Origin of the sequence: Serratia sp. S4 (genome assembly GCF_000347995.1) — a bacterium.
In the GTDB taxonomy this organism is placed as follows: Bacteria; Pseudomonadota; Gammaproteobacteria; order Enterobacterales; family Enterobacteriaceae; genus Serratia; species Serratia quinivorans.
In genome coordinates, this window is sequence record NZ_KB661120.1 from 886,676 (window position 1) to 911,132 (window position 24,457).

General features: G+C 53.3%; 23 protein-coding genes and 4 tRNA genes. 15 read left to right on the forward strand and 12 right to left on the reverse strand.

Translation table 11 applies throughout. From position 1 onward, the window contains the following. The first annotated feature begins 81 nt into the window (after positions 1 to 81). The 10 genes from alaS to luxS all read left to right on the forward strand — a co-directional run bounded on the left by alaS (position 82) and on the right by luxS (position 7,388). Positions 82 to 2,709: an alanine--tRNA ligase gene (gene alaS / locus SERS4_RS0104710; RefSeq protein ID WP_017891656.1), complete on the forward strand. Its 2,628-nt coding sequence runs from the start codon at positions 82 to 84 to the stop codon at positions 2,707 to 2,709. Between the two features lie 252 nt (positions 2,710 to 2,961). Further along, complete coding sequence (csrA, locus tag SERS4_RS0104715; protein WP_002209449.1) at positions 2,962 to 3,147, forward strand: carbon storage regulator CsrA; 186 nt, start codon at positions 2,962 to 2,964, stop codon at positions 3,145 to 3,147. Between the two features lie 310 nt (positions 3,148 to 3,457). Next, positions 3,458 to 3,550: transfer RNA gene (locus tag SERS4_RS0104720), tRNA-Ser, on the forward strand. 3 nt (positions 3,551 to 3,553) lie between these two features. After that, positions 3,554 to 3,630 (forward strand) — tRNA-Arg (locus SERS4_RS0104725). A gap of 61 nt (positions 3,631 to 3,691) precedes the next feature. Beyond that, a tRNA-Arg gene (locus SERS4_RS0104730) sits at positions 3,692 to 3,768 on the forward strand. 50 nt (positions 3,769 to 3,818) lie between these two features. Then, a tRNA-Arg gene (locus tag SERS4_RS0104735) sits at positions 3,819 to 3,895 on the forward strand. Between the two features lie 174 nt (positions 3,896 to 4,069). Next, positions 4,070 to 4,636 carry a fructose-1-phosphate/6-phosphogluconate phosphatase gene (yqaB, locus tag SERS4_RS0104740; RefSeq protein WP_012005292.1) on the forward strand — a complete coding sequence of 189 codons (567 nt, stop codon included), beginning with the start codon at positions 4,070 to 4,072 and terminating at the stop codon, positions 4,634 to 4,636. Then, entirely contained in the window at positions 4,633 to 5,061 is a 429-nt protein-coding gene (locus SERS4_RS0104745) for a YqaA family protein (RefSeq protein WP_026142207.1), read from the forward strand. Before yqaB ends, SERS4_RS0104745 begins: the two co-directional genes overlap by 4 nt. 82 nt (positions 5,062 to 5,143) lie before the next feature. Continuing rightward, complete coding sequence (gene gshA / locus SERS4_RS0104750; RefSeq protein ID WP_026142208.1) at positions 5,144 to 6,706, forward strand: glutamate--cysteine ligase; 1,563 nt, start codon at positions 5,144 to 5,146, stop codon at positions 6,704 to 6,706. 166 nt (positions 6,707 to 6,872) lie between these two features. Next, positions 6,873 to 7,388, forward strand: a complete 516-nt coding sequence (luxS, locus tag SERS4_RS0104755; RefSeq protein WP_004950350.1) for an S-ribosylhomocysteine lyase — start codon at positions 6,873 to 6,875, stop codon at positions 7,386 to 7,388. Between the two features lie 68 nt (positions 7,389 to 7,456). On the opposite strand, the gene SERS4_RS0104760 is transcribed toward luxS, so the two are convergent. Both SERS4_RS0104760 and SERS4_RS0104765 read right to left on the reverse strand, forming a co-directional pair. Then, positions 7,457 to 8,746, reverse strand: a complete 1,290-nt coding sequence (locus tag SERS4_RS0104760) for an HlyC/CorC family transporter (RefSeq protein ID WP_012005295.1) — start codon at positions 8,744 to 8,746, stop codon at positions 7,457 to 7,459. Between the two features lie 40 nt (positions 8,747 to 8,786). Next, positions 8,787 to 9,578 carry an inner membrane protein YpjD gene (locus tag SERS4_RS0104765; protein WP_017891659.1) on the reverse strand — a complete coding sequence of 264 codons (792 nt, stop codon included), beginning with the start codon at positions 9,576 to 9,578 and terminating at the stop codon, positions 8,787 to 8,789. A gap of 169 nt (positions 9,579 to 9,747) precedes the next feature. Here SERS4_RS0104765 and ffh point away from each other — a divergent pair, with 169 nt between their 5' ends. The 5 genes from ffh to rplS all read left to right on the forward strand — a co-directional run bounded on the left by ffh (position 9,748) and on the right by rplS (position 13,372). Further along, positions 9,748 to 11,109, forward strand: coding sequence for a signal recognition particle protein (ffh, locus tag SERS4_RS0104770; protein WP_017891660.1), 1,362 nt, complete (start codon positions 9,748 to 9,750; stop codon positions 11,107 to 11,109). Between the two features lie 216 nt (positions 11,110 to 11,325). Next, positions 11,326 to 11,574: a 30S ribosomal protein S16 gene (gene rpsP / locus SERS4_RS0104775; RefSeq protein WP_004932501.1), complete on the forward strand. Its 249-nt coding sequence runs from the start codon at positions 11,326 to 11,328 to the stop codon at positions 11,572 to 11,574. 18 nt (positions 11,575 to 11,592) lie between these two features. Beyond that, positions 11,593 to 12,141 (forward strand): ribosome maturation factor RimM, encoded by a 549-nt coding sequence (gene rimM / locus SERS4_RS0104780; RefSeq protein WP_012005298.1) that lies wholly within the window; start codon positions 11,593 to 11,595, stop codon positions 12,139 to 12,141. Between the two features lie 52 nt (positions 12,142 to 12,193). Next, complete coding sequence (gene trmD / locus SERS4_RS0104785) at positions 12,194 to 12,961, forward strand: tRNA (guanosine(37)-N1)-methyltransferase TrmD (RefSeq protein ID WP_012005299.1); 768 nt, start codon at positions 12,194 to 12,196, stop codon at positions 12,959 to 12,961. Positions 12,962 to 13,015: 54 nt separating this feature from the next. Then, positions 13,016 to 13,372 carry a 50S ribosomal protein L19 gene (gene rplS, locus SERS4_RS0104790; protein ID WP_012005300.1) on the forward strand — a complete coding sequence of 119 codons (357 nt, stop codon included), beginning with the start codon at positions 13,016 to 13,018 and terminating at the stop codon, positions 13,370 to 13,372. A gap of 155 nt (positions 13,373 to 13,527) precedes the next feature. On the opposite strand, the gene SERS4_RS0104795 is transcribed toward rplS, so the two are convergent. The 10 genes from SERS4_RS0104795 to SERS4_RS0104840 all read right to left on the reverse strand — a co-directional run bounded on the left by SERS4_RS0104795 (position 13,528) and on the right by SERS4_RS0104840 (position 22,138). Then, positions 13,528 to 13,746, reverse strand: coding sequence for an ogr/Delta-like zinc finger family protein (locus tag SERS4_RS0104795; RefSeq protein ID WP_017891661.1), 219 nt, complete (start codon positions 13,744 to 13,746; stop codon positions 13,528 to 13,530). 90 nt (positions 13,747 to 13,836) lie between these two features. Continuing rightward, positions 13,837 to 14,991 carry a contractile injection system protein, VgrG/Pvc8 family gene (locus SERS4_RS0104800; protein ID WP_017891662.1) on the reverse strand — a complete coding sequence of 385 codons (1,155 nt, stop codon included), beginning with the start codon at positions 14,989 to 14,991 and terminating at the stop codon, positions 13,837 to 13,839. Further along, positions 14,988 to 15,449 carry a phage tail protein gene (locus tag SERS4_RS0104805; RefSeq protein ID WP_017891663.1) on the reverse strand — a complete coding sequence of 154 codons (462 nt, stop codon included), beginning with the start codon at positions 15,447 to 15,449 and terminating at the stop codon, positions 14,988 to 14,990. The genes SERS4_RS0104800 and SERS4_RS0104805 overlap by 4 nt, the downstream gene beginning before the upstream one ends. A 12-nt stretch (positions 15,450 to 15,461) precedes the next feature. Beyond that, positions 15,462 to 17,519, reverse strand: coding sequence for a phage tail tape measure protein (locus SERS4_RS0104810; protein WP_017891664.1), 2,058 nt, complete (start codon positions 17,517 to 17,519; stop codon positions 15,462 to 15,464). Continuing rightward, positions 17,512 to 17,634 carry a GpE family phage tail protein gene (locus SERS4_RS26135; RefSeq protein ID WP_207213182.1) on the reverse strand — a complete coding sequence of 41 codons (123 nt, stop codon included), beginning with the start codon at positions 17,632 to 17,634 and terminating at the stop codon, positions 17,512 to 17,514. The genes SERS4_RS0104810 and SERS4_RS26135 overlap by 8 nt, the downstream gene beginning before the upstream one ends. A 32-nt stretch (positions 17,635 to 17,666) precedes the next feature. Further along, positions 17,667 to 17,954, reverse strand: coding sequence for a phage tail assembly protein (locus SERS4_RS0104820; protein ID WP_017891666.1), 288 nt, complete (start codon positions 17,952 to 17,954; stop codon positions 17,667 to 17,669). 64 nt (positions 17,955 to 18,018) lie between these two features. Next, positions 18,019 to 18,528, reverse strand: a complete 510-nt coding sequence (locus tag SERS4_RS0104825; protein WP_006323695.1) for a phage major tail tube protein — start codon at positions 18,526 to 18,528, stop codon at positions 18,019 to 18,021. 13 nt (positions 18,529 to 18,541) lie between these two features. Next, positions 18,542 to 19,711: a phage tail sheath protein gene (locus SERS4_RS0104830; protein WP_017891667.1), complete on the reverse strand. Its 1,170-nt coding sequence runs from the start codon at positions 19,709 to 19,711 to the stop codon at positions 18,542 to 18,544. A gap of 142 nt (positions 19,712 to 19,853) precedes the next feature. After that, positions 19,854 to 20,402 carry a tail fiber assembly protein gene (locus SERS4_RS0104835; RefSeq protein WP_017891668.1) on the reverse strand — a complete coding sequence of 183 codons (549 nt, stop codon included), beginning with the start codon at positions 20,400 to 20,402 and terminating at the stop codon, positions 19,854 to 19,856. Beyond that, complete coding sequence (locus tag SERS4_RS0104840; protein WP_017891669.1) at positions 20,399 to 22,138, reverse strand: phage tail protein; 1,740 nt, start codon at positions 22,136 to 22,138, stop codon at positions 20,399 to 20,401. Before SERS4_RS0104840 ends, SERS4_RS0104835 begins: the two co-directional genes overlap by 4 nt. Positions 22,139 to 24,457 lie beyond the last annotated feature (2,319 nt).

Consider the following 24,457-nt stretch of genomic DNA (forward strand, 5'->3'; position numbering starts at 1 on the left):
TTTGTTCGTGAGCTAGGTGCCATCGTCAGGATGTCGCGTATCTTGCTCACGTGTCGTTATTCTAGCCTTTCCGGGAAAATTATGAGCAAGAGCACCGCTGAGATCCGTCAAGCGTTTCTCGATTTCTTTCATAGTAAGGGCCATCAGGTTGTAGCGAGCAGCTCCCTGGTGCCTGACAATGATCCGACATTGCTGTTTACCAATGCCGGCATGAACCAATTTAAAGATGTTTTCCTGGGGCTGGACAAGCGTGCCTATTCCCGAGCCACTACCTCACAGCGTTGTGTGCGTGCGGGCGGTAAGCATAACGATCTGGAGAACGTCGGTTATACCGCACGTCACCACACCTTCTTTGAAATGCTGGGCAACTTCAGCTTCGGCGATTATTTCAAACATGATGCCATCAGCTACGCATGGGAACTCTTGACCGGTGAAAACTGGTTCAACCTGCCGAAAGAAAGGCTGTGGGTGACCGTCTATGAAACCGATGACGAAGCCTTCGACATCTGGCAGCAGCAGATTGGTGTGCCGGCAGAACGTATTATCCGCATTGGCGACAATAAAGGCGGCGCCTTTGCCTCAGACAACTTCTGGCAGATGGGTGATACAGGTCCATGCGGCCCGTGCACCGAGATTTTCTACGATCACGGCGATCATATCTGGGGTGGCCCGCCGGGCAGCCCGGAAGAAGATGGCGATCGCTACATTGAGATCTGGAACCTCGTTTTCATGCAGTTCAACCGTCAATCCGACGGTACTATGCTGCCGCTGCCAAAACCTTCGGTAGATACCGGTATGGGGCTGGAGCGTATTGCCGCCGTATTGCAGCACGTGAACTCCAACTATGAAATCGACCTGTTCAGCAAGCTGATTACCGCCGTGGCCAAGGTGACCGGTGCCACAGATTTGGATAACAAATCCCTGCGCGTGATCGCCGACCACATTCGCTCTTGTGCTTTCCTGGTGTCAGACGGTGTTACACCGTCCAACGAAGGTCGTGGTTATGTTCTGCGCCGCATCATTCGCCGCGCCGTTCGCCATGGCAACATGCTGGGTGCGAAAGACACCTTCTTCTACAAGCTGGTTGCACCGTTGATCGAAGTGATGGGGCCGGCAGCCGACGAATTGAAGCGTCAGCAGTCACTGGTTGAGCAAGTGCTGAAAACCGAAGAAGATCAGTTTGCCCGCACTCTGGAACGTGGCTTGACGTTGCTGGACGAAGAGCTGGCCAACTTGCAGGGCGATACCCTGGATGGTGAAACCGCATTCCGTCTGTACGACACTTACGGTTTCCCGGTCGATCTGACGGCAGACGTGTGCCGTGAACGTGGTCTGAAAGTGGATGAAGCCGGTTTCGAGCAGGCAATGGAAGCACAACGGCGCCGTGCGCGTGAGTCCAGCGGCTTCGGCGCAGACTACAACAGCATGATCCGTGTTGATGGTGCCAGCCAATTCAGCGGTTATGACCACGAGCAACAGCAGTCCACCGTGACCGCGCTGTTCCGTGATGGTCAGCCGGTGAACGAGATCCACGCCGGTGAAGAGGCCGTGGTGGTACTGGACGAGACTCCGTTCTACGGTGAGTCCGGTGGTCAGGTTGGCGATAAGGGCGTGCTGAAAGCTGCCAATGCTGATTTTGAAGTGAGCGACACCCAGAAATACGGTCAGGCTATTGGCCATCAGGGCAAGCTGTCCCACGGCTCGCTGAAGGTGAACGACCGCGTTGACGCGCAGATCGACACCGTGCGACGCAACCGCATTCGTCTGAACCACTCCGCAACCCACCTGCTGCACGCTGCACTGCGCCAGACGCTGGGTGAGCACGTGGCGCAGAAAGGCTCGTTGGTTAACGATAAATACCTGCGTTTCGACTTCTCGCATTTTGAAGCGATGAAGCCGGAGCAAATTCGCACCGTGGAAGACTTGGTGAACCAACAGATTCGTCGTAACCTGCCGGTGCAGACCGAGGTTATGGCGCTGGATGATGCCAAAGAGAAGGGCGCTATGGCGCTGTTCGGTGAGAAGTACGACGACAACGTGCGCGTACTGACCATGGGCGACTTCTCGACCGAACTGTGTGGCGGCACCCATGCCAGCCGTACCGGTGACATCGGCCTGTTCCGCATTCTGAGCGAGTCTGGTACCGCCGCAGGTATCCGCCGTATTGAAGCGGTAACCGGTGATGGCGCGATTGCTACCTTGCATCAGCAAAACGATCTGCTACAGGACGTTGCTCATCTGGTTAAGGGTGACAGCAATAACCTGACGGACAAAGTGCGTGCGGTGCTCGATCGTACCCGCGCATTGGAAAAAGAGCTGCAGCAGTTGAAGGACCAGCAGGCGGCACAAGAAAGTGCTTCGTTGTCCAGCAAGGCGAAAATGGTTAACGGTGTACAGCTGTTAGTCAGCCAACTGGATAACGTTGAGGCCAAAATGCTGCGTACTATGGTTGATGATCTTAAAAATCAACTGGGTTCCGCGATTATCGTGCTGGCCACCACGGCGGATGATAAGGTGAGCCTGATTGCCGGCGTGACCAAAGATCTGACCGACCGGGTAAAAGCCGGCGAGCTGATCGGTAACGTAGCGCAGCAGGTTGGCGGTAAAGGGGGCGGACGCCCTGATATGGCGCAGGCCGGGGGAACGGATGTCAGCGCCCTGCCAGCGGCATTAGACAGCGTAGAAGCCTGGGTGGCCTCGAAACTGTGAATATAAATAAATAGCACTTACAAACGCCATAACTCATTACTGATTATGGCGTTTTTAACCTGTGCTAACACAATTTGGTTACAATTACGGGAACAAAGTTTTTCAGGTCGGCTAAACTTATCATTATCTGAGGTGAGACCAAGTCTGCTTACACTTATTGTGGATTACATGACTTACGTTTTCGCAGCATATGATGGATAATGACGGGGAAACTGAGAGACCCGACTCTTTTAATCTTTCAAGGAGCAAAGAATGTTAATTCTGACTCGTCGAGTTGGTGAAACCCTCATGATTGGCGATGAGGTCACTGTCACAGTGTTAGGGGTCAAGGGCAACCAGGTTCGTATTGGTGTGAATGCCCCCAAAGAGGTGTCAGTTCACCGCGAAGAAATCTATCAGCGCATTCAGGCAGAGAAGTCTCAACCGACGACTTACTGATTTCGATGCAGCGTCTCGTTGCTCAGCGAGACGCTACTGAGCTTTTTTGTGCCCCCCACAGACTATCCTCTGACTTACCCTGTTAAATCTTCCTGCAGCTCCTCCCACTTTGTTTGCTGATTCACTGTTATTGTCTGTTGATAAAACAATCTTTTTGACGTGAAATCGCCCATGTTGAGTGTGAATTGTGCAAACGCACATGAGATGGGAAAAATTGTTTGACTTAAAAGTCGGAGAAAGTAATATGTGCGCCACGCAGTGCCGATGAGCTTCTCCAAAGCAAGTTAGGCACAATTCGCAAGAAGCGTATGGTGAGGTGGCCGAGAGGCTGAAGGCGCTCCCCTGCTAAGGGAGTATGCGGTCAAAAGCTGCATCCGGGGTTCGAATCCCCGCCTCACCGCCATTTGCATCCATAGCTCAGCTGGATAGAGTACTCGGCTACGAACCGAGCGGTCGGAGGTTCGAATCCTCCTGGATGCACCATATTTTGCAGTATGGTGGGGTAGTAACAACGTACCATACGGTATCAAAAAAGAATTCCTGTGCATCCATAGCTCAGCTGGATAGAGTACTCGGCTACGAACCGAGCGGTCGGAGGTTCGAATCCTCCTGGATGCACCATTCTTTCTGTCAAACTTGTTTCTTCAAGCAGACAAACCAAAAATAGTAATGCATCCATAGCTCAGCTGGATAGAGTACTCGGCTACGAACCGAGCGGTCGGAGGTTCGAATCCTCCTGGATGCACCATCTAAGAAAAACCCGCCTTGGCGGGTTTTTCGCTTTCTGGCATTCGGCGATACGCTGCTGTAATCCCATCATCTTTCCTCTTGTGCACAGCACATTCCGCTATTACGCGATCAGCGACAACCTTCCGGCTTTACGCTAAAGTAGTTTTCTTTCCTCAACGATCATGGAGTAACGATGTACGACCGCTATCAGGGTCTTATTTTCGACATGGACGGCACCATTCTCGATACCGAGCCGACGCACCGAAAGGCGTGGCGTGAAGTGTTGTCCCGTTACGGTATGACGTTTGATGAGCCCGCGGTGATGGCGTTGAGCGGTTCTCCGACCTGGCATATTGCCCAGGCGATTATTGCCAGCCATCAGGCCGATCTCGATCCCCATCAGTTGGCTGCAGAGAAAACCCGAGCGGTAGAGATTATGCTGCTGGACAGCGTGCGCCCCTTGCCGCTGATTGAGGTGGTGAAGGCCTACCATGGCCGCCGTCCAATGGCGGTGGGTACCGGTAGTGAGCATCGCATGGCGGAAACTCTGCTGCGCCATCTGGGCCTGTTCCACTGCTTTGATGCGATCGTGGGTGCCGATGATGTGCAGCGTCACAAGCCGGAACCGGACACCTTCCTGCGCTGTGCCGAACTGATTGGCGTACCGCCGGAGAAATGCGTAGTGTTTGAAGACGCAGATTTCGGCATCCAGGCGGCGAAAAGCGCCAATATGGCGGTGGTAGACGTTCGTACGCTGTGAGTAGTACGCTGGCGGTGATGTCGTTATTCGGCGGCAGCTTTCTCAGTGCGACGTTGTTGCCGGGAAATTCAGAAATTATTTTGGTTGCCTTGCTGACCAACAGCCGTGTCTCACCGGAGTTACTGGTGCTGGCCGCGACGTTGGGCAATACGCTCGGTGGGCTGACCAATGTCATTATCGGGCGCCTGTTACCGGTGTTGAAACCACAGCGAGGGCTGGATACAGCGCTTGGGTGGATGCAACGCTTTGGCCCGGCTGCGCTGTTGCTCAGTTGGGTACCGGTAGTGGGCGATTTGTTGTGCGTGTTGGCAGGCTGGCTGCGCATGCCCTGGGGCCCTGTTGCGCTATTTCTGTGTATCGGAAAGGCGCTGCGTTACATCATTTTGACTATGATAACGCTACAGGGAATGGCCTGGTGGCATTAACGACGTGAATATAACTCAATATTCTCTCGGGTGCAGATTCAGTATGCTTACGAGTTCTTGTTTTTAGAAGCGGGAGGTCAATTTGATCCCGGACGTATCCCAGGCGCTTTCTTGGTTGGAAGCCCATCCCCATGCATTAAAAGGCATTCGTCGCGGCATTGAGCGTGAAACGCTGCGTGTCACCGAAGACGGAAAGCTTGCAACAACCGGGCATCCGGAAAAATTGGGGGCGGCATTAACGCACCACTGGATAACCACAGACTTTGCCGAGGCGCTGTTAGAATTTATTACGCCGGTTGACGACAACCTCGATCACCTGCTGACGTTCTTGCGTGATATTCATCGTCACGTGGCGCGTAATCTGGGTGAGGAGCGCATGTGGCCGCTCAGCATGCCGTGCTTTATTGAAGCCGAGCAGGACATTGAACTGGCGCAGTTCGGCTCGTCGAATATTGGCCGCATGAAGACGTTATACCGTGAAGGGTTGAAGAACCGTTACGGCGCGCTGATGCAGACCATTTCCGGCGTGCACTACAACTTCTCCCTGCCGCTGGAGTTCTGGCAGGCATGGGCCGGCGTTAAAGACGCAGAAAGCGGTAAGGAACAGATTTCAGCGGGCTATTTCCGTCTGATCCGCAACTATTATCGTTTTGGCTGGGTGATCCCGTATCTGTTCGGCGCATCGCCGGCGATCTGTTCCTCGTTCCTCAAAGGGCGCGAGACCGCGTTGCCGTTTGAGCGTACAGAACAGGGTATGTGTTATCTGCCGTATGCCACTTCGCTACGCTTGAGTGACCTGGGTTACACCAATAAATCACAAAGCAATCTGGGCATTACCTTTAACGATCTGCAAAGTTATGTTGAAGGCCTGAAGCGGGCGATTGTTACGCCTTCGGAAGAGTTTGCCAAATTAGGTGTGAAAGATGGCGATCGTCATCTGCAGTTGAACAGTAACGTGCTGCAGATCGAAAACGAACTCTATGCACCAATCCGGCCGAAGCGGGTGACTAAAAGCGGTGAGACACCGTCAGATGCGCTGCTGCGCGGCGGTATCGAATACATCGAAGTTCGCTCGCTGGACATCAACCCGTTCTCGCCAATCGGTGTGGATGCGGTACAGGCACGTTTCCTGGACCTGTTCCTGATATGGTGTGTGTTGGCCGATGCGCCAGAGATGAGCAGTGATGAATTGCTCTGCACGCGCAAAAACTGGAACCGGGTGATCCTCGAAGGGCGTAAACCGGGACAGACCATTGGCATAGGTTGCGATGACAGCCGTGAGCCATTGGCAAAAGTAGGCAAAGCCTTGTTCGATGATTTGCGCCGCGTGGCGGAAGTGTTGGATAGCGAAGCCGGCGATCGCCAGTATCAGCAGGTGTGTGACGAACTGGTCGCAGCGTTTGACGATCCGGAACTGACGTTCTCGGCCCGTATCCTGAAAGCGATGAAGGAAGAGGGCACCGGTCGTGTGGGCCTGCAGTTAGCTGAGCAATACCGTCAGATGCTGATTGAAGAGCCGTTGGAAATCCTGACTGAAGCCGAATTGGCGAAGGAGCAGGAAGCCTCATGGCAGCGCCAACGTAACGTAGAAGCCAGTGATACGCTAAGCTTTGAAGAGTTCCTGAAGCTGCATGGCGGGAGCTGAAAAAGAAAAAGGCCACATCAATGTGGCCAAATATGCATCTCTGATGACAGGGATGATGATAACAAATGCGCGTCTTTCACATATTCAGACTCGCTGAGTTAGAAAAGGTTTCCTGGATAGATAAAAAAGTTTCGAAATAAATACTCTTTTACGAGGAGGTAACGAAATGCCACTGCTGGATAGCTTCACCGTAGACCATACCCGCATGGCAGCCCCGGCTGTCCGCGTTGCGAAAACCATGAAAACTCCTCATGGCGATACCATCACCGTATTCGATCTGCGTTTTTGCCGCCCGAATCTGGAAGTGATGCCTGAGCGTGGCATCCATACGCTGGAACACCTGTTTGCCGGTTTTATGCGTGACCATCTGAATGGCCAGGGCGTTGAGATTATCGATATCTCCCCGATGGGATGCCGTACCGGCTTCTACATGAGCCTGATTGGCGTGCCGGAAGAGCAGCGAGTTGCCGATGCCTGGAAAGCTGCGATGAGTGACGTGCTGAAAGTGACCGATCAGCGTAAAATTCCTGAGCTGAATGAGTTCCAGTGCGGTACTTACCACATGCACTCACTGGAAGAAGCGCAGGAAATCGCCAAGCACATCCTTGACCACGACGTGGTAGTGAACCACAACGAAGAGCTGGCGCTGCCGAAAGAGAAGCTGCAGGAACTGCACATCTAGTTCGTCACCGGGCTACAGCGATAAAAAAAGACGCGATGTTCGCGTCTTTTTTCCTTTCTGGTGGGCGGTCAGTGTTGTTGAACGCTCGATTGCAGCGATTTTATCGGCGTGACCCGCACCTGTTTGATCATGTTGTCCTGCACGTCGAGGATGTCGACGTCGTAATGGCCAACCCGAACCCGGGTGCCCACCTCAGGGATCTCCTCAAGCTCCTCCAGCAGCATGCCGTTAATGGTGCGTGCATCGGTGGCCGGCAGCGTCCAGTTGAATGCCTTGTTTAACTCGCGCACGTTGGCGGTACCGTCGATCAGGACCGAACCGTCGCTTTGTGGATTGACCTCTTCCGCCAGCGTTGGCGACATGGAGGTGGTGAAATCACCGACGATTTCTTCCAGGATATCTTCGACCGTCACCAGCCCCTGAATATCACCGTACTCGTCCACCACGATGCTGACTTTCTCTTTGTTGCGCTGGAATTTCACCAGTTGGACGTTAAGCGGCGTGCCTTCAGGCACGTAGTAAATCTCGTCGGCGGCGCGCAGCAGGTTCTCTTTGTTGAACTCTTTCTTCTCGGTCATCAGGCGGTAGGCTTCACGCACCCGCAGCATACCGATAGCATCGTCCAGTGAGCCGCGATACAGCACGATGCGACCGTGCGGCGAGTGGGTGAGCTGACGCATGATCGACTTCCAGTCGTCGTTGACATCGATGCCGACGATCTCGTTGCGGGGCACCATGATGTCGTCAACCGTTACCTTCTCCAGATCCAGCACGGAAATCAACATGTCCTGATTGCGGCGAGAAATCTGTGAGTGGGATTCATTAACGATGGTGCGCAACTCATCCTTGCTGACGGCATCGCTGACCCGCACGTTGGTGTGGATGCCGAACAGGCGCAAGACCAGCGTGGTGATGCCATTAAGCAGCCATACCAGCGGAAACATCACCTTCTGCAGTGGTGCCAGCAGAACGCTGCTGGGGAAGGCGATGCGCTCCGGATATAACGCAGCGAAGGTTTTCGGCAACACTTCGGCGAACAGCAGCACGGCAAAGGTCAGGATACCGGTGGCGATGGCTACGCCGAAATCGCCATATAGGCGCATACCGACAATGGTTGCCAGCGCCGAGGCGAGAATGTTGACCAGATTATTGCCGATCAGCACCAGGCCAATCAGACGATCCGGTTTTTGCAGCAGTTTTTCGACCCGGCGGGCAGAGCGGTTGCCCTGCTTGGAGAGATGACGGAGACGATAGCGGTTTAGCGTCATCATGCCGGTTTCGGATGCTGAGAAGTAAGCGGAAACCACGATCATAACCACCAGGATAATGATCAGGGTTCCTGTCGAAACGTGCTCCAACGCGGTATTCCTTATGTATGGAGAAAGATAGCCTGAGGGCTTAGCGAACCATCACTTGCTGGATCAGACGGCTGCCGAAGTAGGCCAGCGTTAGCAGAAAGGCGCCGGCAAAGCTGAACCACACGACACGGCGGCCACGCCAGCCTTCATGGTAATGGCCCCACAGCAAAACGATATAGACAAACCATGCCATGATCGACAGCACGGCCTTGTGCACGTTTTCTTTGCTGAACAGGTTATCCATATACAGCAGGCCGGTGCATAACGTGAGCGTGAGCAACACGACACCGATCTGGGTGATGTGGAACATTTTGCGTTCGATGCTCATCAGCGGTGGCATGTCGGCGCTGAACGACAGCTTTTTGTTTTTCAGCAGGTAGTCCAGCCAGGCCAGTTGCAGCGCATACAGCGCGGCAATAATCAGCGTAGCGTAGGAGAACAGCGCCAGGCCAATATGCACCATCAGTTCCGGACTGGCTTCAAGATGGGTAATGAACTCACCCGGCATAAAGCTGGCGAAGGCCAGATTGATCATCGCGAAGCTATAAACAATCGGCAGCAGGAACCAGCCGCGGTCGCGCGAGGCAACAAAGGTCATGACCGAACAGATGATCAGGCTGACTATCGAACCGATGTTCAGCAAGCTGAGATTTTGTCCGGCGCTAACGTCAAAAATACGCTGCTGCAGTGCGATGGCGTGGCAAACCAGTGCCACCACCGCCGAGACGAGAGCAAGCCGACGGTATGCGCTGTTCTTCCGCAACAAGCTGGGAATAATCAGTCCAAGGCTGAGCAGGTAGGCGATCAAAGCCACAATGGAGAAAACTGGCATAGCGTTTAATTTTGCTTCGGCGTGGTGAATTGGATTGTCAGTATAGCGTCGTGCGCGTCCCACTCCAACCGATCTCCAACGCTGAGGCAGAGATCCTCTTAGCTTCGTGTTATAATCGCCGCAATTATGTCGCCAGAGCGGCCTGTCATTACACGTTGAGCAAGAGACGATGTTTGAAAATTTAACCGATCGTTTGTCGCGCACCCTGCGCAATATCAGCGGCCGTGGGCGGCTGACCGAAGAAAATATCAAGGAAACCCTGCGTGAAGTGCGCATGGCATTGCTGGAAGCGGACGTTGCGCTGCCGGTGGTGCGGGACTTTATCAATCGCGTAAAAGAAAGCGCGGTTGGCCATGAAGTCAACAAAAGCCTGACGCCGGGGCAAGAGTTTGTAAAAATCGTCAAGAGCGAACTGATTTCCGCGATGGGCGAAGTGAACACCGAGCTGAACCTGGCGGCACAGCCGCCGGCAGTGGTGCTGATGGCGGGCCTGCAGGGCGCCGGTAAAACCACCAGCGTCGCCAAGCTCGGCAAGTTCCTGAAAGAAAAACAGAAGAAAAAAGTGTTGGTGGTTTCCGCTGACGTTTATCGCCCCGCGGCGATCAAACAGTTGGAAACGCTGGCGGAAAGCGTCGGCATCGACTTCTTCCCGTCCGATGTTAAAGACAAGCCGATCGACATCGTTAACCGTGCACTGCAACAGGCCAAGCTGAAATTCTACGATGTTCTGATCGTCGATACCGCCGGCCGTTTGCACGTTGACGAAGCGATGATGGATGAGATCAAACAGGTGCACGCGGCGATCAAGCCGGTGGAAACCCTGTTTGTGGTCGACGCCATGACCGGCCAGGATGCGGCCAACACCGCCAAGGCCTTTAACGAGGCGCTGCCGCTGACCGGCGTGGTGCTGACCAAGGTCGATGGTGATGCGCGCGGCGGTGCTGCGCTGTCCATCCGTCACATTACCGGCAAACCGATTAAGTTCCTCGGCGTGGGCGAGAAAACCGAAGCGCTGGAGCCATTCCATCCGGACCGCGTGGCGTCACGCATTCTCGGCATGGGCGACGTACTGTCGCTGATCGAAGATATCGAAAGCAAAGTTGACCGCGAACAGGCGGAAAAACTGGCTAACAAGCTGAAAAAGGGCGACGGTTTCGATCTGACCGACTTCCTGGAGCAGCTCAAGCAGATGCGTAACATGGGCGGTATGGCCAGCATGCTGAGCAAACTGCCCGGCGCCGGCCAACTGCCGGACAATGTAAAATCGCAGATGGACGACAAGGTTTTGGTGCGCATGGAGGCGATGATCAACTCGATGACGCTGAAAGAGCGCGCCAAACCGGAAATCATCAAAGGTTCGCGCAAGCGTCGTATTGCGGTGGGTTCCGGCATGCAGGTGCAGGATGTTAACCGCTTGTTAAAGCAGTTCGACGACATGCAACGCATGATGAAAAAGATGAAGAAAGGCGGAATGGCGAAGATGATGCGCGGCATGAAAGGTATGATGCCGCCGGGCTTCCCTGGCCGCTGACAGCCGCTTGCCCTCTGGGGTGAGCCTGTTTAAGCATTTGCCGTTCGCGGTGAAAACCGCCCGAAATATTACTGGCGAAAAAAAGTAGTTGACGACGATCTACGCTTTCGATTGCTTTTTGCGCCAAAATGAGTAAAATTTTCGGGCTTTTTATATTGCAACCGGGCCCCGTTCCCTCAATGGGGCCCGGCTGTTTTATTAACTAAAGAGGATGTTATGGTAACAATTCGTTTGGCACGTGGCGGCGCAAAAAAGCGTCCGTTCTATCAAGTAGTAGTGACCGACAGCCGCAATGCTCGTGATGGTCGTTTCATCGAGCGTGTAGGTTTCTTCAACCCAATCGCATCTGGTCAGGCTGAAGCACTGCGTCTGGACCTGGATCGCATTGAGCACTGGGTTGGTCTGGGTGCTACCGTTTCTGATCGCGTTCATGCGCTGATCAAAGACGCTAAGAAAGCAGCTTAATCTGTCGCGGTGGTGGCAATGAGCAAGCAACTCAAACCGGTAGCACCTAAGCAGCCGATTGTACTCGGTAAGATGGGGTCTACTTACGGCATCCGTGGTTGGCTCAGAGTGTTTTCATCCACCGAGAACGCCGAAAGCATATTTGACTATCAGCCCTGGTTAATCCAGCGCTCTGGTCAGTGGCAGTTTGTCGAGTTGGAAGACTGGAAACGCCACAGTCAGGATCTGATCATCAAGGTCAAAGGCATTGACGATCGGGATGCTGCGAATTTACTGACCAATTGCGAAATTGTCGTAGATTCCGAGCAGTTGCCTCCGCTGGAAGGCGATGATTACTACTGGAAAGACCTTATGGGCTGCCAGGTAGTCACCACTTCCGGATACGAACTGGGTAAAGTCATCGATATGATGGAAACCGGTTCTAACGACGTCATGGTCGTGCGGGCAAACCTGAAAGATGCATTCGGTATGAAGGAGCGGTTGGTCCCGTTTCTTCATGGGCAGGTTATCAAGAAAGTCGATCTCACTGCTCGCGTGATTGAAGCAGATTGGGATCCTGGTTTTTGACCTCCGAATTAAACGGTCGAAACAAGTGGAATGACAGTATGGGGATTGGCTTGTGTTCATTGGTATTGTAAGCCTGTTTCCTGAGATGTTCCGCGCGATCACCGATTACGGGGTGACTGGCCGGGCAGTAAAAAATGGCCTGCTGAGCGTGCAGTGTTGGAGTCCACGTGACTTCACCTACGACCGGCATCGTACCGTGGACGATCGCCCTTATGGCGGCGGCCCGGGAATGCTGATGATGGTGCAACCCTTGCGGGAAGCCATTCATGCAGCAAAAGCAGCGGCAGGCGAGGGAGCAAAGGTGATTTATCTGTCACCTCAGGGGCGCAAGCTGGATCAAACCGGCGTGTGCGAACTGGCGGCCAACCCGAAGATGATTCTGGTGTGCGGTCGTTATGAAGGGGTAGACGAGCGCGTAATCCAAACCGAAATTGATGAAGAATGGTCAATCGGCGATTACGTCCTCAGCGGCGGGGAACTGCCGGCAATGACCCTGATTGATTCAGTCGCCCGCTTTATACCGGGTGTGCTGGGCCATCAGGCTTCAGCAGAAGAGGATTCTTTTGCCGATGGATTGCTGGACTGCCCGCACTATACCCGTCCTGAGGTGTTGGAAGGGATGGAGGTTCCGCCAGTTCTACTGTCGGGCAACCATGCCGAGATACGTCGCTGGCGCTTAAAGCAGTCGCTGGGCCGTACCTGGCTTAGAAGACCTGAACTTCTGGAAAGCCTAGCTCTGACTGACGAGCAAGCGGTGTTGCTGGCTGAGTTCCAACGGGAACATCAGACCAAGCAGCAGGACTATGAAGGGAACGTCTGAGCAATTGGCTCGACGGGACCGATATATCAGTTTACCTAGGGTAAGAGACATATTATGAGCAACATTATTAAGCAAATTGAACAAGAGCAGATGAAGCAAGACGTACCTGCATTCCGTCCGGGTGATTCCGTGGAAGTTAAGGTATGGGTCGTTGAAGGTAGCAAAAAACGTCTGCAGGCATTCGAGGGCGTGGTTATCGCTATCCGTAACCGCGGTCTGCACTCTGCATTCACTGTTCGTAAGATTTCCAACGGCGAAGGTGTTGAGCGTGTATTCCAGACTCACTCACCAGTAATTGACAGCATTGCTGTTAAACGTCGTGGTGCCGTTCGTAAAGCCAAACTGTACTATCTGCGTGAGCGTACTGGTAAGTCTGCTCGTATCAAAGAGCGTCTGAACCGCGTCGGCTAACGCTGCATCCAAAAGTTAATAACTATGAAGGGGTTGGCAATATGCCGACCCCTTTTTTTATGCTTAAAATCTGTTGATTGCATTTGCAAGATTTTGTTTTCGGAAAAGTAGGTTTCCGTAGATATAAAAAAGCCTGCGGTGGCAGGCTCTTTGCGTTACAGCGCGGCGGCGCGCGGCTTGGCTTTTTCCGGGTGCGGCTGAGCCGGAATAATATCGCCAGGCTTCACAATCACCCGCGCGACGGACTCATGCGTGGCAAAGGTGCAGCTACAGTTAATGTTCTGGCATTGGTGGTAGCGCTCTTTGGTCGCTTCACTCAGGTAGCGACTGGAGCGAGTATGGGCCACGCTACCGCAAAGTGGACAGTGCATCATAGTTGAATCCCTCTTTCGACTGCATCAAGTTATATGACTTATAATAGCTCAATAACTTGCAAAAACAAGATTAGATTTTCGAAAGCGAGATTAATTTTCTTTGGTAGTGATCTCAACACCCTCAATGTAGACGTTAAGTTCCAGATTACTGAAGAAGCCACTGTTGCTTAAGGTATGAGTGATCTTATTAACCACCCACAGTTGCTGATCGATAGCTTCCTTAAAACCATAAACTCGGATGGGAGTCTCAGGGAACAGATCTGGCTGTCCGGTGGCCAGGCTGATACTAAAGGTTGCGATCCCTCTTTGTAATTGCTCAAACAGTGACTGAGCTGCCCGCATGGCGGTTTCTTTATCACGATAGATTTTTGCAATGTGGTAGACCTGCTTTTCTTTACCGACCATGTAGCTACTGGTTTGCTGTGGCGCGGTAGCTATTTTGTCAGCGAATTTGGCGGCAGGATGCCGGGATGTACTGGCGTTTGCCTGCGGGATTTCCCGCTCTACTTGTACGCTGCTGTTGGCTCGATCCGGATGTTCGGTATTCAGCCAACTGGCGCTGACACCGGTGTAACCGCCGCGATCTTTCAGTTCAAAACGGTGAGTGTCGCCGTCACTGCGGGTCAGTGTTTTTATTGGGTTTGGCTCGCCACGCGGGCTGCGACCAAACCCGGGTTTGATAAACTGCAGGCGCTGGTATTTGATAGTCACTCGTGCACTATTTACCAAGGCTAACCGGGAAAGAAATTGAACATCGGTCTCATTGGTTTGGTCGATATGCGCAATCTTTATTGCAGCCAACTCATCGCTCAAATAGGGTTCGTTCAGCCCATTACGCGTTGAAATTTGTTGCACGATTTCGCCAAAGGTCTTGTCTGAATAAGACTCGCTGCGGGATTCGTTCAGTGAGCCGCGAAAATCAACGCTACGAGCTGTGATTGAGATGAGATCGGGAGCGCCAGAGTGGATGATAGTATCGACAATAAACTTGCCCTGGCCAACCAGCGCCGAGTTATTCCAGCCAAGAAACAACTCCAGAATGGCTCCCCGGCTGGGCAGGGACATCAGGCCATCGCTGTCGTCCAGATTAACGGTCAATTGATCGGCGCTCAGGCCGCCATTATCTACCATGTTTAACGAGATCAGCCGCTGACGGACATCGTTGGTAATGTCTTTATCCGCCAGCGTCAGGATAAAGTCGGGGGCCGGTTTGGCCCCCATGGGCTGATAAACATCGGCGATCATAATGACATTCCCGTCGCTTTTTGCGCTTTCGCCAACAGGTCGCCAGCCTGGTGACGCAAATCACCGAACATGGCATGTAGCGATTCATCCACGCGTTTTAATGTGATGGTGAAGGAAATTTGGCGTGGTTGGCCGTTAGCGAAAAATTCTTTGCTGTCTTGAGTGATTTTCTCGATCACAAACATGCCGTAAATGGTGCCGCTGCCTTCGATAAGCGGCCAGGCACGCCCCTGTTCGGCCATGGTTTGCAGGGCAAGTAAAGAAAGCCTACCTCCGGTTAGCTCAGGCATCAGTTGTCCGCTTAAGGTGATAGTTTCACCATCCACCCCCAGAAATTGAGCGCTTGGTCTTTGGCCGACGCGGCTTCCTGTTGGCCAGCGATAGCTCAACTGACGGTTCATAGCTTGGTAGGGCAGGGTGCGTAACATAAATACGAACAGTCCCAGTGTTAGCATCATTAGTCTGGCTCCTTATACCTGCGCATAAGCGCTGAGGTGCTGATTACGGCGAGTATTTTCGATGTCCATCATGGCTGAACGGACTACGCGTTCCATTTCGTCACGCGTAGTTCCCTCCGGTACGTTGATAGAGACGTTATTGGTCCGTACGCTGTTATCTGAAAGGTTAGGGGGAGCGGTTGGGCGAACGGCACGATAGTTTTCGTTGCCCAAGCTCAGCACGCCACCGCTGGGGGAGAGGCTACTGTCATATTTTTCCGAGGTTGGATCGCTTTTTTCATTGCTAAACCATCCAATGGCCGAATCAATGATGCCTCGCGCCCTGCCGATTAAGCCAATCAACTGGTTAAGCGCATCGCCGGGCAGCCTGAATGCCCAAACCAGCCATTCGCCCAGCATTTTTCCGTAAGCCGCTGCGGTGTTCAGTTCTTCCTGAGTGCTTTTTATCGGTGTCAATAATTGCATAAACCAGTTATAGACCGGTTTTAACTTGTCCATGACGCTGTTGAAGGCTGTAATCACTGGAGAAAATGCATCACCAATAGGACCCATTGCCGTACTGAAACTTTCCGCGACTCCACCGATAAAGGCGCTAATCGGTTCCCAATATTTATAGATTAAGGCGGCTCCTCCGACGATCGCTGCGACTACGGCGACAATGGGCAGGCTGAGGGTAGCAAAGACTCCGGCTATCATGCCGCCAACGGAAGTGAATACGGTGCCCAGTAGACCCGCACCGGCCATCAGCATGTTAATGGCGCTCAGCGCCGGCACGATAAAGGTACCTATGGCTGACAGGCCGCCAATCAGTGCAGTGATTGCAATGGCAACGGTCATCAGGCTATTGGCTAACGTAGGGTTTTCTTTTGACCATTGGCCCAGGGTGTTGAGCCAGCCGGTCGCGATTTGTGTGAGTTGGCGCAGAGATGAATTCTGGCCGTCGAAAAGATCTATGCGAATGCTGTCCCAGTTGGCGAACAGTTTCTTGATATCGCCATCCAGATTATCCCCCCGTACGGTGACCATCGCCTGAGCCGCGCCATCGACGTTTCCCAGGCTGTGCCCTTGTGGGGCCAACTGTGCGGCGGTTTGCTCCAGGCTCTGTCCACTCTGGAGGGCTGCCGGTGCGGCTGTCCGTATTTTTTTATCGAACTCATCAAGGCTCCACTGATAGCTGCTGCTGGCTTTGGCCATTATATCGGCGATATTTCCAGCCTGATCGGCCGGCAGCTGAAACGCCTGCTGGATACCCGATAGAGCTTTTACTGCCTCCTCGATGCTGCTGCCGCTGGCCTTGGCCAGATTCAGTGCTGCGGGGGCCGCAGCCAAAACTTCCTGAGGGTTGTAGCCAGCGGCGGCCAGAGCGGATTGCGTTTCAGCGACCTCCTGCGGGGACTGTCCCTTGGACACCCTGCCGGTTGCCTGCTGGCGCAGGGCTGTTAACCGGTGGTCGTCTTTGTTTAATCCCAACTGCGCCTGCATACCGGACATCTGCTTTTCAAACTTCATACCCGGTGCCAGCAAATCTTTACCCGTATTGAAGGCAGTACCTGCCAGTCCCAACCCCTTTGAAGCAACATCGCGAATCTTTCCAATTCCGTTCTGTCGGGTTTGAAAATCACCAAGCACTTTTGTGCGTCTTTGCTGACGCAGTTTTTGGCGGACACCTTGTTGGCGGCTAAGAAGGTTTTGGGCGGTCTCTGAATTTTCTTGTGAGCGTTGCTGGGCGCCGGTTAAATTGGCGGTATCAATCCCTTTGCCCTGGAGCTGTTTTTCCAGATGGCCTTGCTGGAGCGATAAAATGGCTCCACGGGCCTTTTGCACGACGTGATTGAGATTCGCCTGCTGCGTTGTTTCAATATCTTTGGGGGAAGATAAAAACGTGGGCAAAGCCATACGGGTATTTTGAATCGCATCAAGCTCAATCAGTACGTCGGCTTGCGCCGCTTTTATCTTCAGTAATTGGGTTAGTTGAGTCTGTTTTTTTTGTTCTGTTTTTAGCCGCTTTTGCTGGTTGCGGATGCTGGTGTCCGCGTTTGCCAACGTTTTTTTGCTGCCGCTGCTACTCATCTGTATTTACTCCACTACGTTGAAGGGCCTTATAGCGCCATTCCATCAGCTCTGTCAGCGTCATGCCGTTCATCTCTGATGGCGGCCAGTGAAAAATCACTGCGATGTCCGCCATCAGATCGTCCACGGTCAGAACGGGGTCGATGTTTACTCGGCCGATTTCGGTGACAAAAAACCGATCACCTGTCCGGCCAGCGCGATCAGGTCCGGCAGCTCCAGGCGTGCACACTCTTCCTTGGTCAGGTTCGGGTAGGTGACGCGCGGCAGGATGGTGATCAGGGCGTCGACGTCGGCGTTGGCCAGTGCCGCCAGACCAATACCGCGCAGGCTGCCTGCATTCGGTTTGGTGACCTGTACTTCACGGATCTCGCTGTCACCGCGTTTGATCGGGGTTTCCAGCATTACGGTATTTTCTGGGGATGCATTCAGTTCCATGGGGGTATCCAATTATTGTCAGGGAAACAGGGCCAGCACCAAGGCTGGCCATTGAGGTGATGAATTACAGGCCGATAGCGCGGCGGTGGGCCGCCAGCAGATCCACACCGTCGACTTTTTCAATCATGTTGACGGTATCGATCTCGATCAGCTCTTTGCCGTCGATGCTCAGTTTGAAGTAGGTACAGTCGGTAGAAACCTTGGTCTCGGTGTCTTCGCCTTGTTTGAAGTCACCGCTGTCGATTTCTTTGTGGCGACCGCGCATCACGACTTCGAGTGCCGATACTTCACCGGTGTCGTCACGCTGGAAAGAACCGGTAAAGCGCAACGGTACCGCGTCGACGCGGCCCCACTGTTTCAGCACCAGCTCATCGATGCCGCCCATGGTCCATTCGACTACCAGCGCATCGTCATCCAGACCGAAGTCCACCGAGGCTGCGCCGCTCATGCCGCCGCCGCGGAATTTTTCCAGCTTACGGGTCAGTTTTGGCAGGGTCATGGCCGAGACCACACCCATGTAGTTGAAGCCGTCGTTAAACAGGTTCAGATATTTCAGTTTTTTTGGCAGTGCCATTATTCAGGTCTCCTTAGCTGTTCACGGACGCGGCGAAGTTCGCCAGGTAACGGTCGGTGATGCGCTGGCGCAGGGTTAAATCTTCCAGCGGCGGTACCGGGGTGTAGTCGTAATCGATAAACAGTTTGCCGGCCTTCAGGGTTTCTTTATCGTTGGCGCTTTCGTCGTACCAGCAGTCGCCGTCAATGATCAGTCCGGCGGATTTCAGCTCGCGGAACTTGGCTTTGATGCCGTCGATCATGTCGCGGATCAGCGTTGGCGTAACTGGGCGGTCAACTGCCCACAGATGAGCTTCGGCCATGGTGTCAGCCAATACCTGCGCGGTACGGGTATAGTTTTCGAACTGGAATAATGGATCGTCGGAACAGGTGCGTGAGCCCCAAAACTTGAAGCCATCTTTGCGGATCAGGGTGGTGACGCAGGCTTCGTTCAACAGGTCAGCGTCGGTGCCGACGGTTTGCAGATCCCAAAATACGCTGGCTGAAATACCGCTGACGCCGTTGACGCCGACGTTGGACAAGGTTTTATGCCAGCCAGTCTCCTGGTCAATCTTGGCGCGCAGACCCAGTGCACGAGCGGTGGCGTATGCGATGTCGCTGCTGTTGGTGGTGGTGTTCCAGTTAACAAAATCTGGCCAGATCAACATCAGTTCGCGTTGGCTAAAGCCTGCGCGGTACTTGATGGCGTCGGAGACGGTCTTGCAGCCGTAAGCGCTGATATAACCAAAGGCACGCAGTTGTTGGCAGATACCGGCCAGTGCGGTTGCTACCTCCAGGTTGTCGTGGCCTGGCACACCCAGGATACGTGGCTTCACACCCAGTTCGGCCTGTGCCGCCAGCAAGGCTTTCATGCCGGTGTATTTACCGTTTTCATCGGCGCCGCCAATGATATTGGAGGTGGTTTCGGCCTCGTCTTTGCCTTCTGCCACACGTACCACGACGGTGACCGGTTTGGCCTGCTCGGCAATCGCCAGCAGCGAGCGTGTCAGGGTGCCATTTTTGCCGGCCTTGCCACTGGCGGCCAGAACGTCAGTGATCAACACCGGAGTGTTGAGAGGGAACAGGCTGGCATCGGCATCTTCTGCAGTACAAACCATGCCAATAATCGCCGTCGAGACGGTGGAAATTACGCGGGTGCCTTCATTGATTTCGAGGACACGCACGCCGTGGTGATAATCACCCATAGCATTACTCCGTTTGTGGTTGGTAACAACAGAATGCCCTTCGCGATGGGGCCGCGCATCTCATTGGGTATGTATGAGAACTGGTACAACAGCAGGAAAATCAAGATAAAAAAACGCCCCGGGCGGGGCGTTGAAGGTGCGATTATTGTGGCGGCTGCGGCCAGTCGATGTCTGGGGCCAAGCCTGGATCGACTCTGCTGAGCATCACCCTATATAGCATCCAGGTTTTCAGATGTTCAAGTTCACCTGGAGTGGCAATATTGAGGTCGGCAGCATCCTTTAGAGGTGCAATTTCTTTCGCCGCCTGGTTCAGCAAAGTATCTTTTTCATATTTTGCCTGAATTTTTAATTGCTCAGCGGTATAAGTTCGCGGTTCTATCTCTTTCCCATTGAATTGCCAGTCTAGTCCCTTAATCGGGAGTGGGAATTTATCCGGAATATCACTGGCTGAAATTTCAGCGACAAATGCATCAATGGGCCATAAGCTAGATGCATCGTAACTGGCGCTATGTATAATTCCGCTACTATCGAAAACTATTTTCAGTGTTTTTTCATTGAAGTGATGTTGCACGTCATACCAATCATCTCCGTTTTTGTCTTTCATAAACAATATATTTGAACTTCCTGAAAGGATTGCCTGAGGTGTGCCTTTCTCAGGTTTATAAGTAAAAAATGGGCCGAGATTTTTCATGCGTAAGCCACCGTATACCAGTTGTTGTTAATGTGTTTTTGCAACATGCGATAATACATATACCCAAGTTGATTTCCTTCATTACCGTTGCCGCCGGTTATTACCGCTCCTGAAGGGGCCTCAGTCATATTGCCATCGGTGAGAATAGTTCCTCGACTAGCCAGGCGAATGTCACGCACATAGCTTCTGTCAAGATAATTATTTAAATAGCCTCCCCAGATGCTGCCATTAATATTACCGTCTGTTTGAAACGTCGCTCCTGCAGCGAAGACTGCGCCATTAGCACGAAACTCACCGTTGTTGCGGAAAGTGAACCAACCATCAGCTCCGCCATTAGCTACATGAAAGCCAAATTCGTGATAACTGCCAACCTTTTCGTAATGGTAAATGTCGGTAAGCAGATCCCCTTGGCCTTGAAGGCGAAAACCATTGGTTTGTCGATTACCGTCAGCGTAAGTTATATTCCCTCGTTTGTGAATAAATTCAGAATTATAGAGAATAGTGGGGCCGTTAATATTTGTAGCGCCACCAAACCAAACATCGCCGGTTACACTCAACTTTCCATTAACATAATATTCTGAACCGTGGAAAGACAATATCCCTTTATTGTCATTAACTAATCTGGTGTCAAAATTACCGGTGCTATTATCATAGTGAAAATCTATATATGGAGTAGAACCGTAAAGTTCCACACTAGCCTTGGCTGTAAGTCCACCTGAGATAGTGGTTGAGCCATTCACTGATAATGACGGAGTGGTCAGCCCAGATTTTGTTTCGATGGAGCCATTCACCGTCAGGCCACCGGTAATGGTATCGCCGCTCTGTTTGACAAATTTGCCGTCGGCATCGGCCTTATTGTAGGCCCCAACATCCGCCGCCGTAGGTTTAAAACCCGTGTGAAAAAATGTATAAGGCTTACCGGCTACCAGCGTTTGTGGGTTGGTTTGCGAGATAATAATGGAGGGAACATTACTACCACCCAATAATACGGCATTAGGGTAGGTTTGGTTCCCGAGCATGACCATATTGTTTTGCGCGCCGGCAGCGTCCAGGCCGTAGATACCCGTTTTATAACTCATTCTTACCAAACCGGTGATATCACCCCCACTCAGTGGCAGACGTTTTTTGACCTCGTCATTAACCGCTTTCACCGCTTTTGGCGTCGCTGCCAGAACTTCGTTGTTGCTGTTGCTGTCGCTGCTCAGTTGGGTGAAGCCTTTGGCCAGCAGGGTGGCATCCGGGTGGTTACGTGAACGGGCATGTTCGGCGATAGCCGCATCCAGCGTATCGCGGGAAACCAGCACGGCGGTTTTGTCTGCCACAATCACCGCGCTGGCGTCACCTTTGACCAGCAGGACCATGCGCACTACCTGAGTACGACCGGCACCTTCGGCCAGCAATGGCTTGTAAGTGTCTGGTGTATTAGCCACGGCCACCAGTACGCCATTTTTATCGTACAACCCCAATTCACGGATCCACCAGCCACCGGTATCTTCCGGGATCACCTGCTCGGCGATCACCTGGTTGCTGCTGTCGGCGTTAACCTGCAGGGAATTGAGCACCGCCCGGCGTTTTTCATTCACCAGCTTGGTTTGGCTTTCGCTGGGCAGAGTGGCTGAGCCACCGCCATCGCCGACCGCCATCTGGGTGATCTCCAGCTTCTGGCCGGTTGCCGCGGCGTTAGCCAGCAGCGCTTTACCCTGATCGGTGAGCAGGGCGCGATATTTTGCTGTCATGTCGTTGCTCTCTTTTGTTTGTCGGCCAGGTCATTCAGGCCGTTCTTGTACATCACATACAGGCTCAATCCGCGCAGGATTTCACCCGACCAAAAACCGAAGAACATCCCGTTGTCCGTGCCGGGACGTGGTGCCGGTGACCAGGCGCCATCCATCACATCCCCAGTGGCGAGATAATTCTTCTGTAACTCTGTAACGCATTGTTCGATAAAATGTTCGGTGCCGGTAATCTCACTGCCGGCCATTTTTGTCAGCACGGCGCCAGCCAACCACAGGCCGCACATATGGCCTGTAAAATCATGTTTGTTGGGCTGCGGGATACCCGTCATCGGGAAATCGGTCGGTGTAATACCGCCTGAGTCCTGGGTAAAGCCGATCAGCCAGCGCAGCCAGTTTTCGACATAGCTGACCAATTTGGCCGGCGGTGTTTTACCCGCCAGTGTCAGCTCATGCCAGGCGCGTGCAGCGCCAAAGAAAGCTCGCGGCTGATAACCAGACCAGGCGGTGCCATCGCCCCAGTGATACATGGTCCAGCTGTCCGCATTGCCATAGCTCAGGTTGTCCCAGCGATTCCAGATATAAGCGGAAGCTCCTGGCCCCAATACGCCAAACTGCTGCTGGTACCATTGCTGTGACTGCCACAGGAATTCGGTCATGTTGTTCAGCATCAGGCCGTCGGGATCGGCGTCGGCATGCACGAAAATAAAGGGGTATTGGTAGCCTGGATAAGGCATGCCGTGCCAGCCGTCGAACTGTTGGCTGTCTGCCTGATAGATATTGGAAAAGGGGATCACGCCGGGCGTGCAGAACAGGCTGTCCTGACGATGGCCCAGCAGGGTGCAATCCCCCAAAAGCGCGGTATAAGGATTTTCCGCCTGTAACGTGACGCGATATTTGATGGTGTAACCGTCGTCGGCGTTGAAGGTTGGCGGAATATCATTCAGTACGTAGTAGCTGAAGTTAGCGTTCGCTACATTGCCGTCTTGCAGGATAGTGACCTGATCCACCGTGCTGAAATCAGGACGGGCAGGTTTCTCATCGCCATCCTGATGGTCTGGCTGATAGCCGCTCAGCACCGCAGCAGTCGGGTCAAAGGTTGCCAACTTCCATTTACCCTCGGTGGCGGGCAGCATCCAGTACCAGCGCCATTTATCGTCGTCCTCAAGCCGCAGATTGAAGTCGGCATCAGCACGATAAACCAGTTGGTTTACCGGAAAACGTTCCTCGGCGGTCAGCCAGGCGCCGATCACCATGCCAGCGTCATCGTTGGGGTAGCTGGCATTGATCACCGTTGCGCTGCGCCTATCGTAAACCTGTTCTTCAAACCGGCTGCCGATCACGCAACCGCCGTAATCGGTCACCGCACGCAGGTCGGCCAGCAGATAATCGCTACCATCTTTACGGGACAATGCCGCCAGACTGGTGAGTGGGATATCGTAAGTTTTTACCTGCGTTTGGGTGGACTGCGGCAGACCGATGCCCCAGTCGGTGGTTTGTTTTGCATCCTTTTCCACTGCTATGGCCAATTGCAACCGGCAGGAAATAGGCTGGTTCTGGTCATCAACGCCGCCGAAACTGGTGCGTACTTTCGATTGGTTGTTGATGCGGAACCACACGGATTGCTGTTCCAGTGACTGCTGTGACGCAATTTCTTTGCGCAGGGTGATCATGCCATCGGCATTGCGTGCATAGCTGACGGGCGCACCGGCAGGATATGACCAGTCGTAGGAGATGCCGTCGGTGAAGGGAGTATTGGCATGCAAACTCTGGCGGAAGAACTTATCCTGCGCGTCAATATCGGTGTATTCCATTGCGGTGAATTCAACGCTTTTCCAGGCATTGAAATAGCGTTGCTCGCCGGTGATTTTGTGCAGCAGGTGACAGGCATCGGCAAACCATAGCTCGGCGTCTGCCGCATTACCCATGGCATTGTGCGGGACCGGCACGTGCAGCGGACGATTGTGCTGAGCCTGATTACGTTCAATCATGACGCCGCCGTGCTCGACGGGCTGACGATTGGCGAAGTTCAGCTTATGACTGCCACTGAGCGTGTCATCTTTCAGTTGAACGGTACCAAACTGCGCGGCGGGCAGACCCTGGGCCAGAATGTCACCGTCGGCGCTAATCTGATAACCCTGCCAGTTAATGATCCACGCCACGTCGTAACGCTTGCCGTCACTGCTCCAGTCCACGTTGCCGGCGGCGTCAACCGCACGCACCTGCGCATTGATGGCGTCCCAGGCCAGGGTGCCGTCAAAGGCGAAGGTGGCGATATCCAGATATTCTCCCCAGTAAGGCGCGCCCTGCGGGATCTGCGTT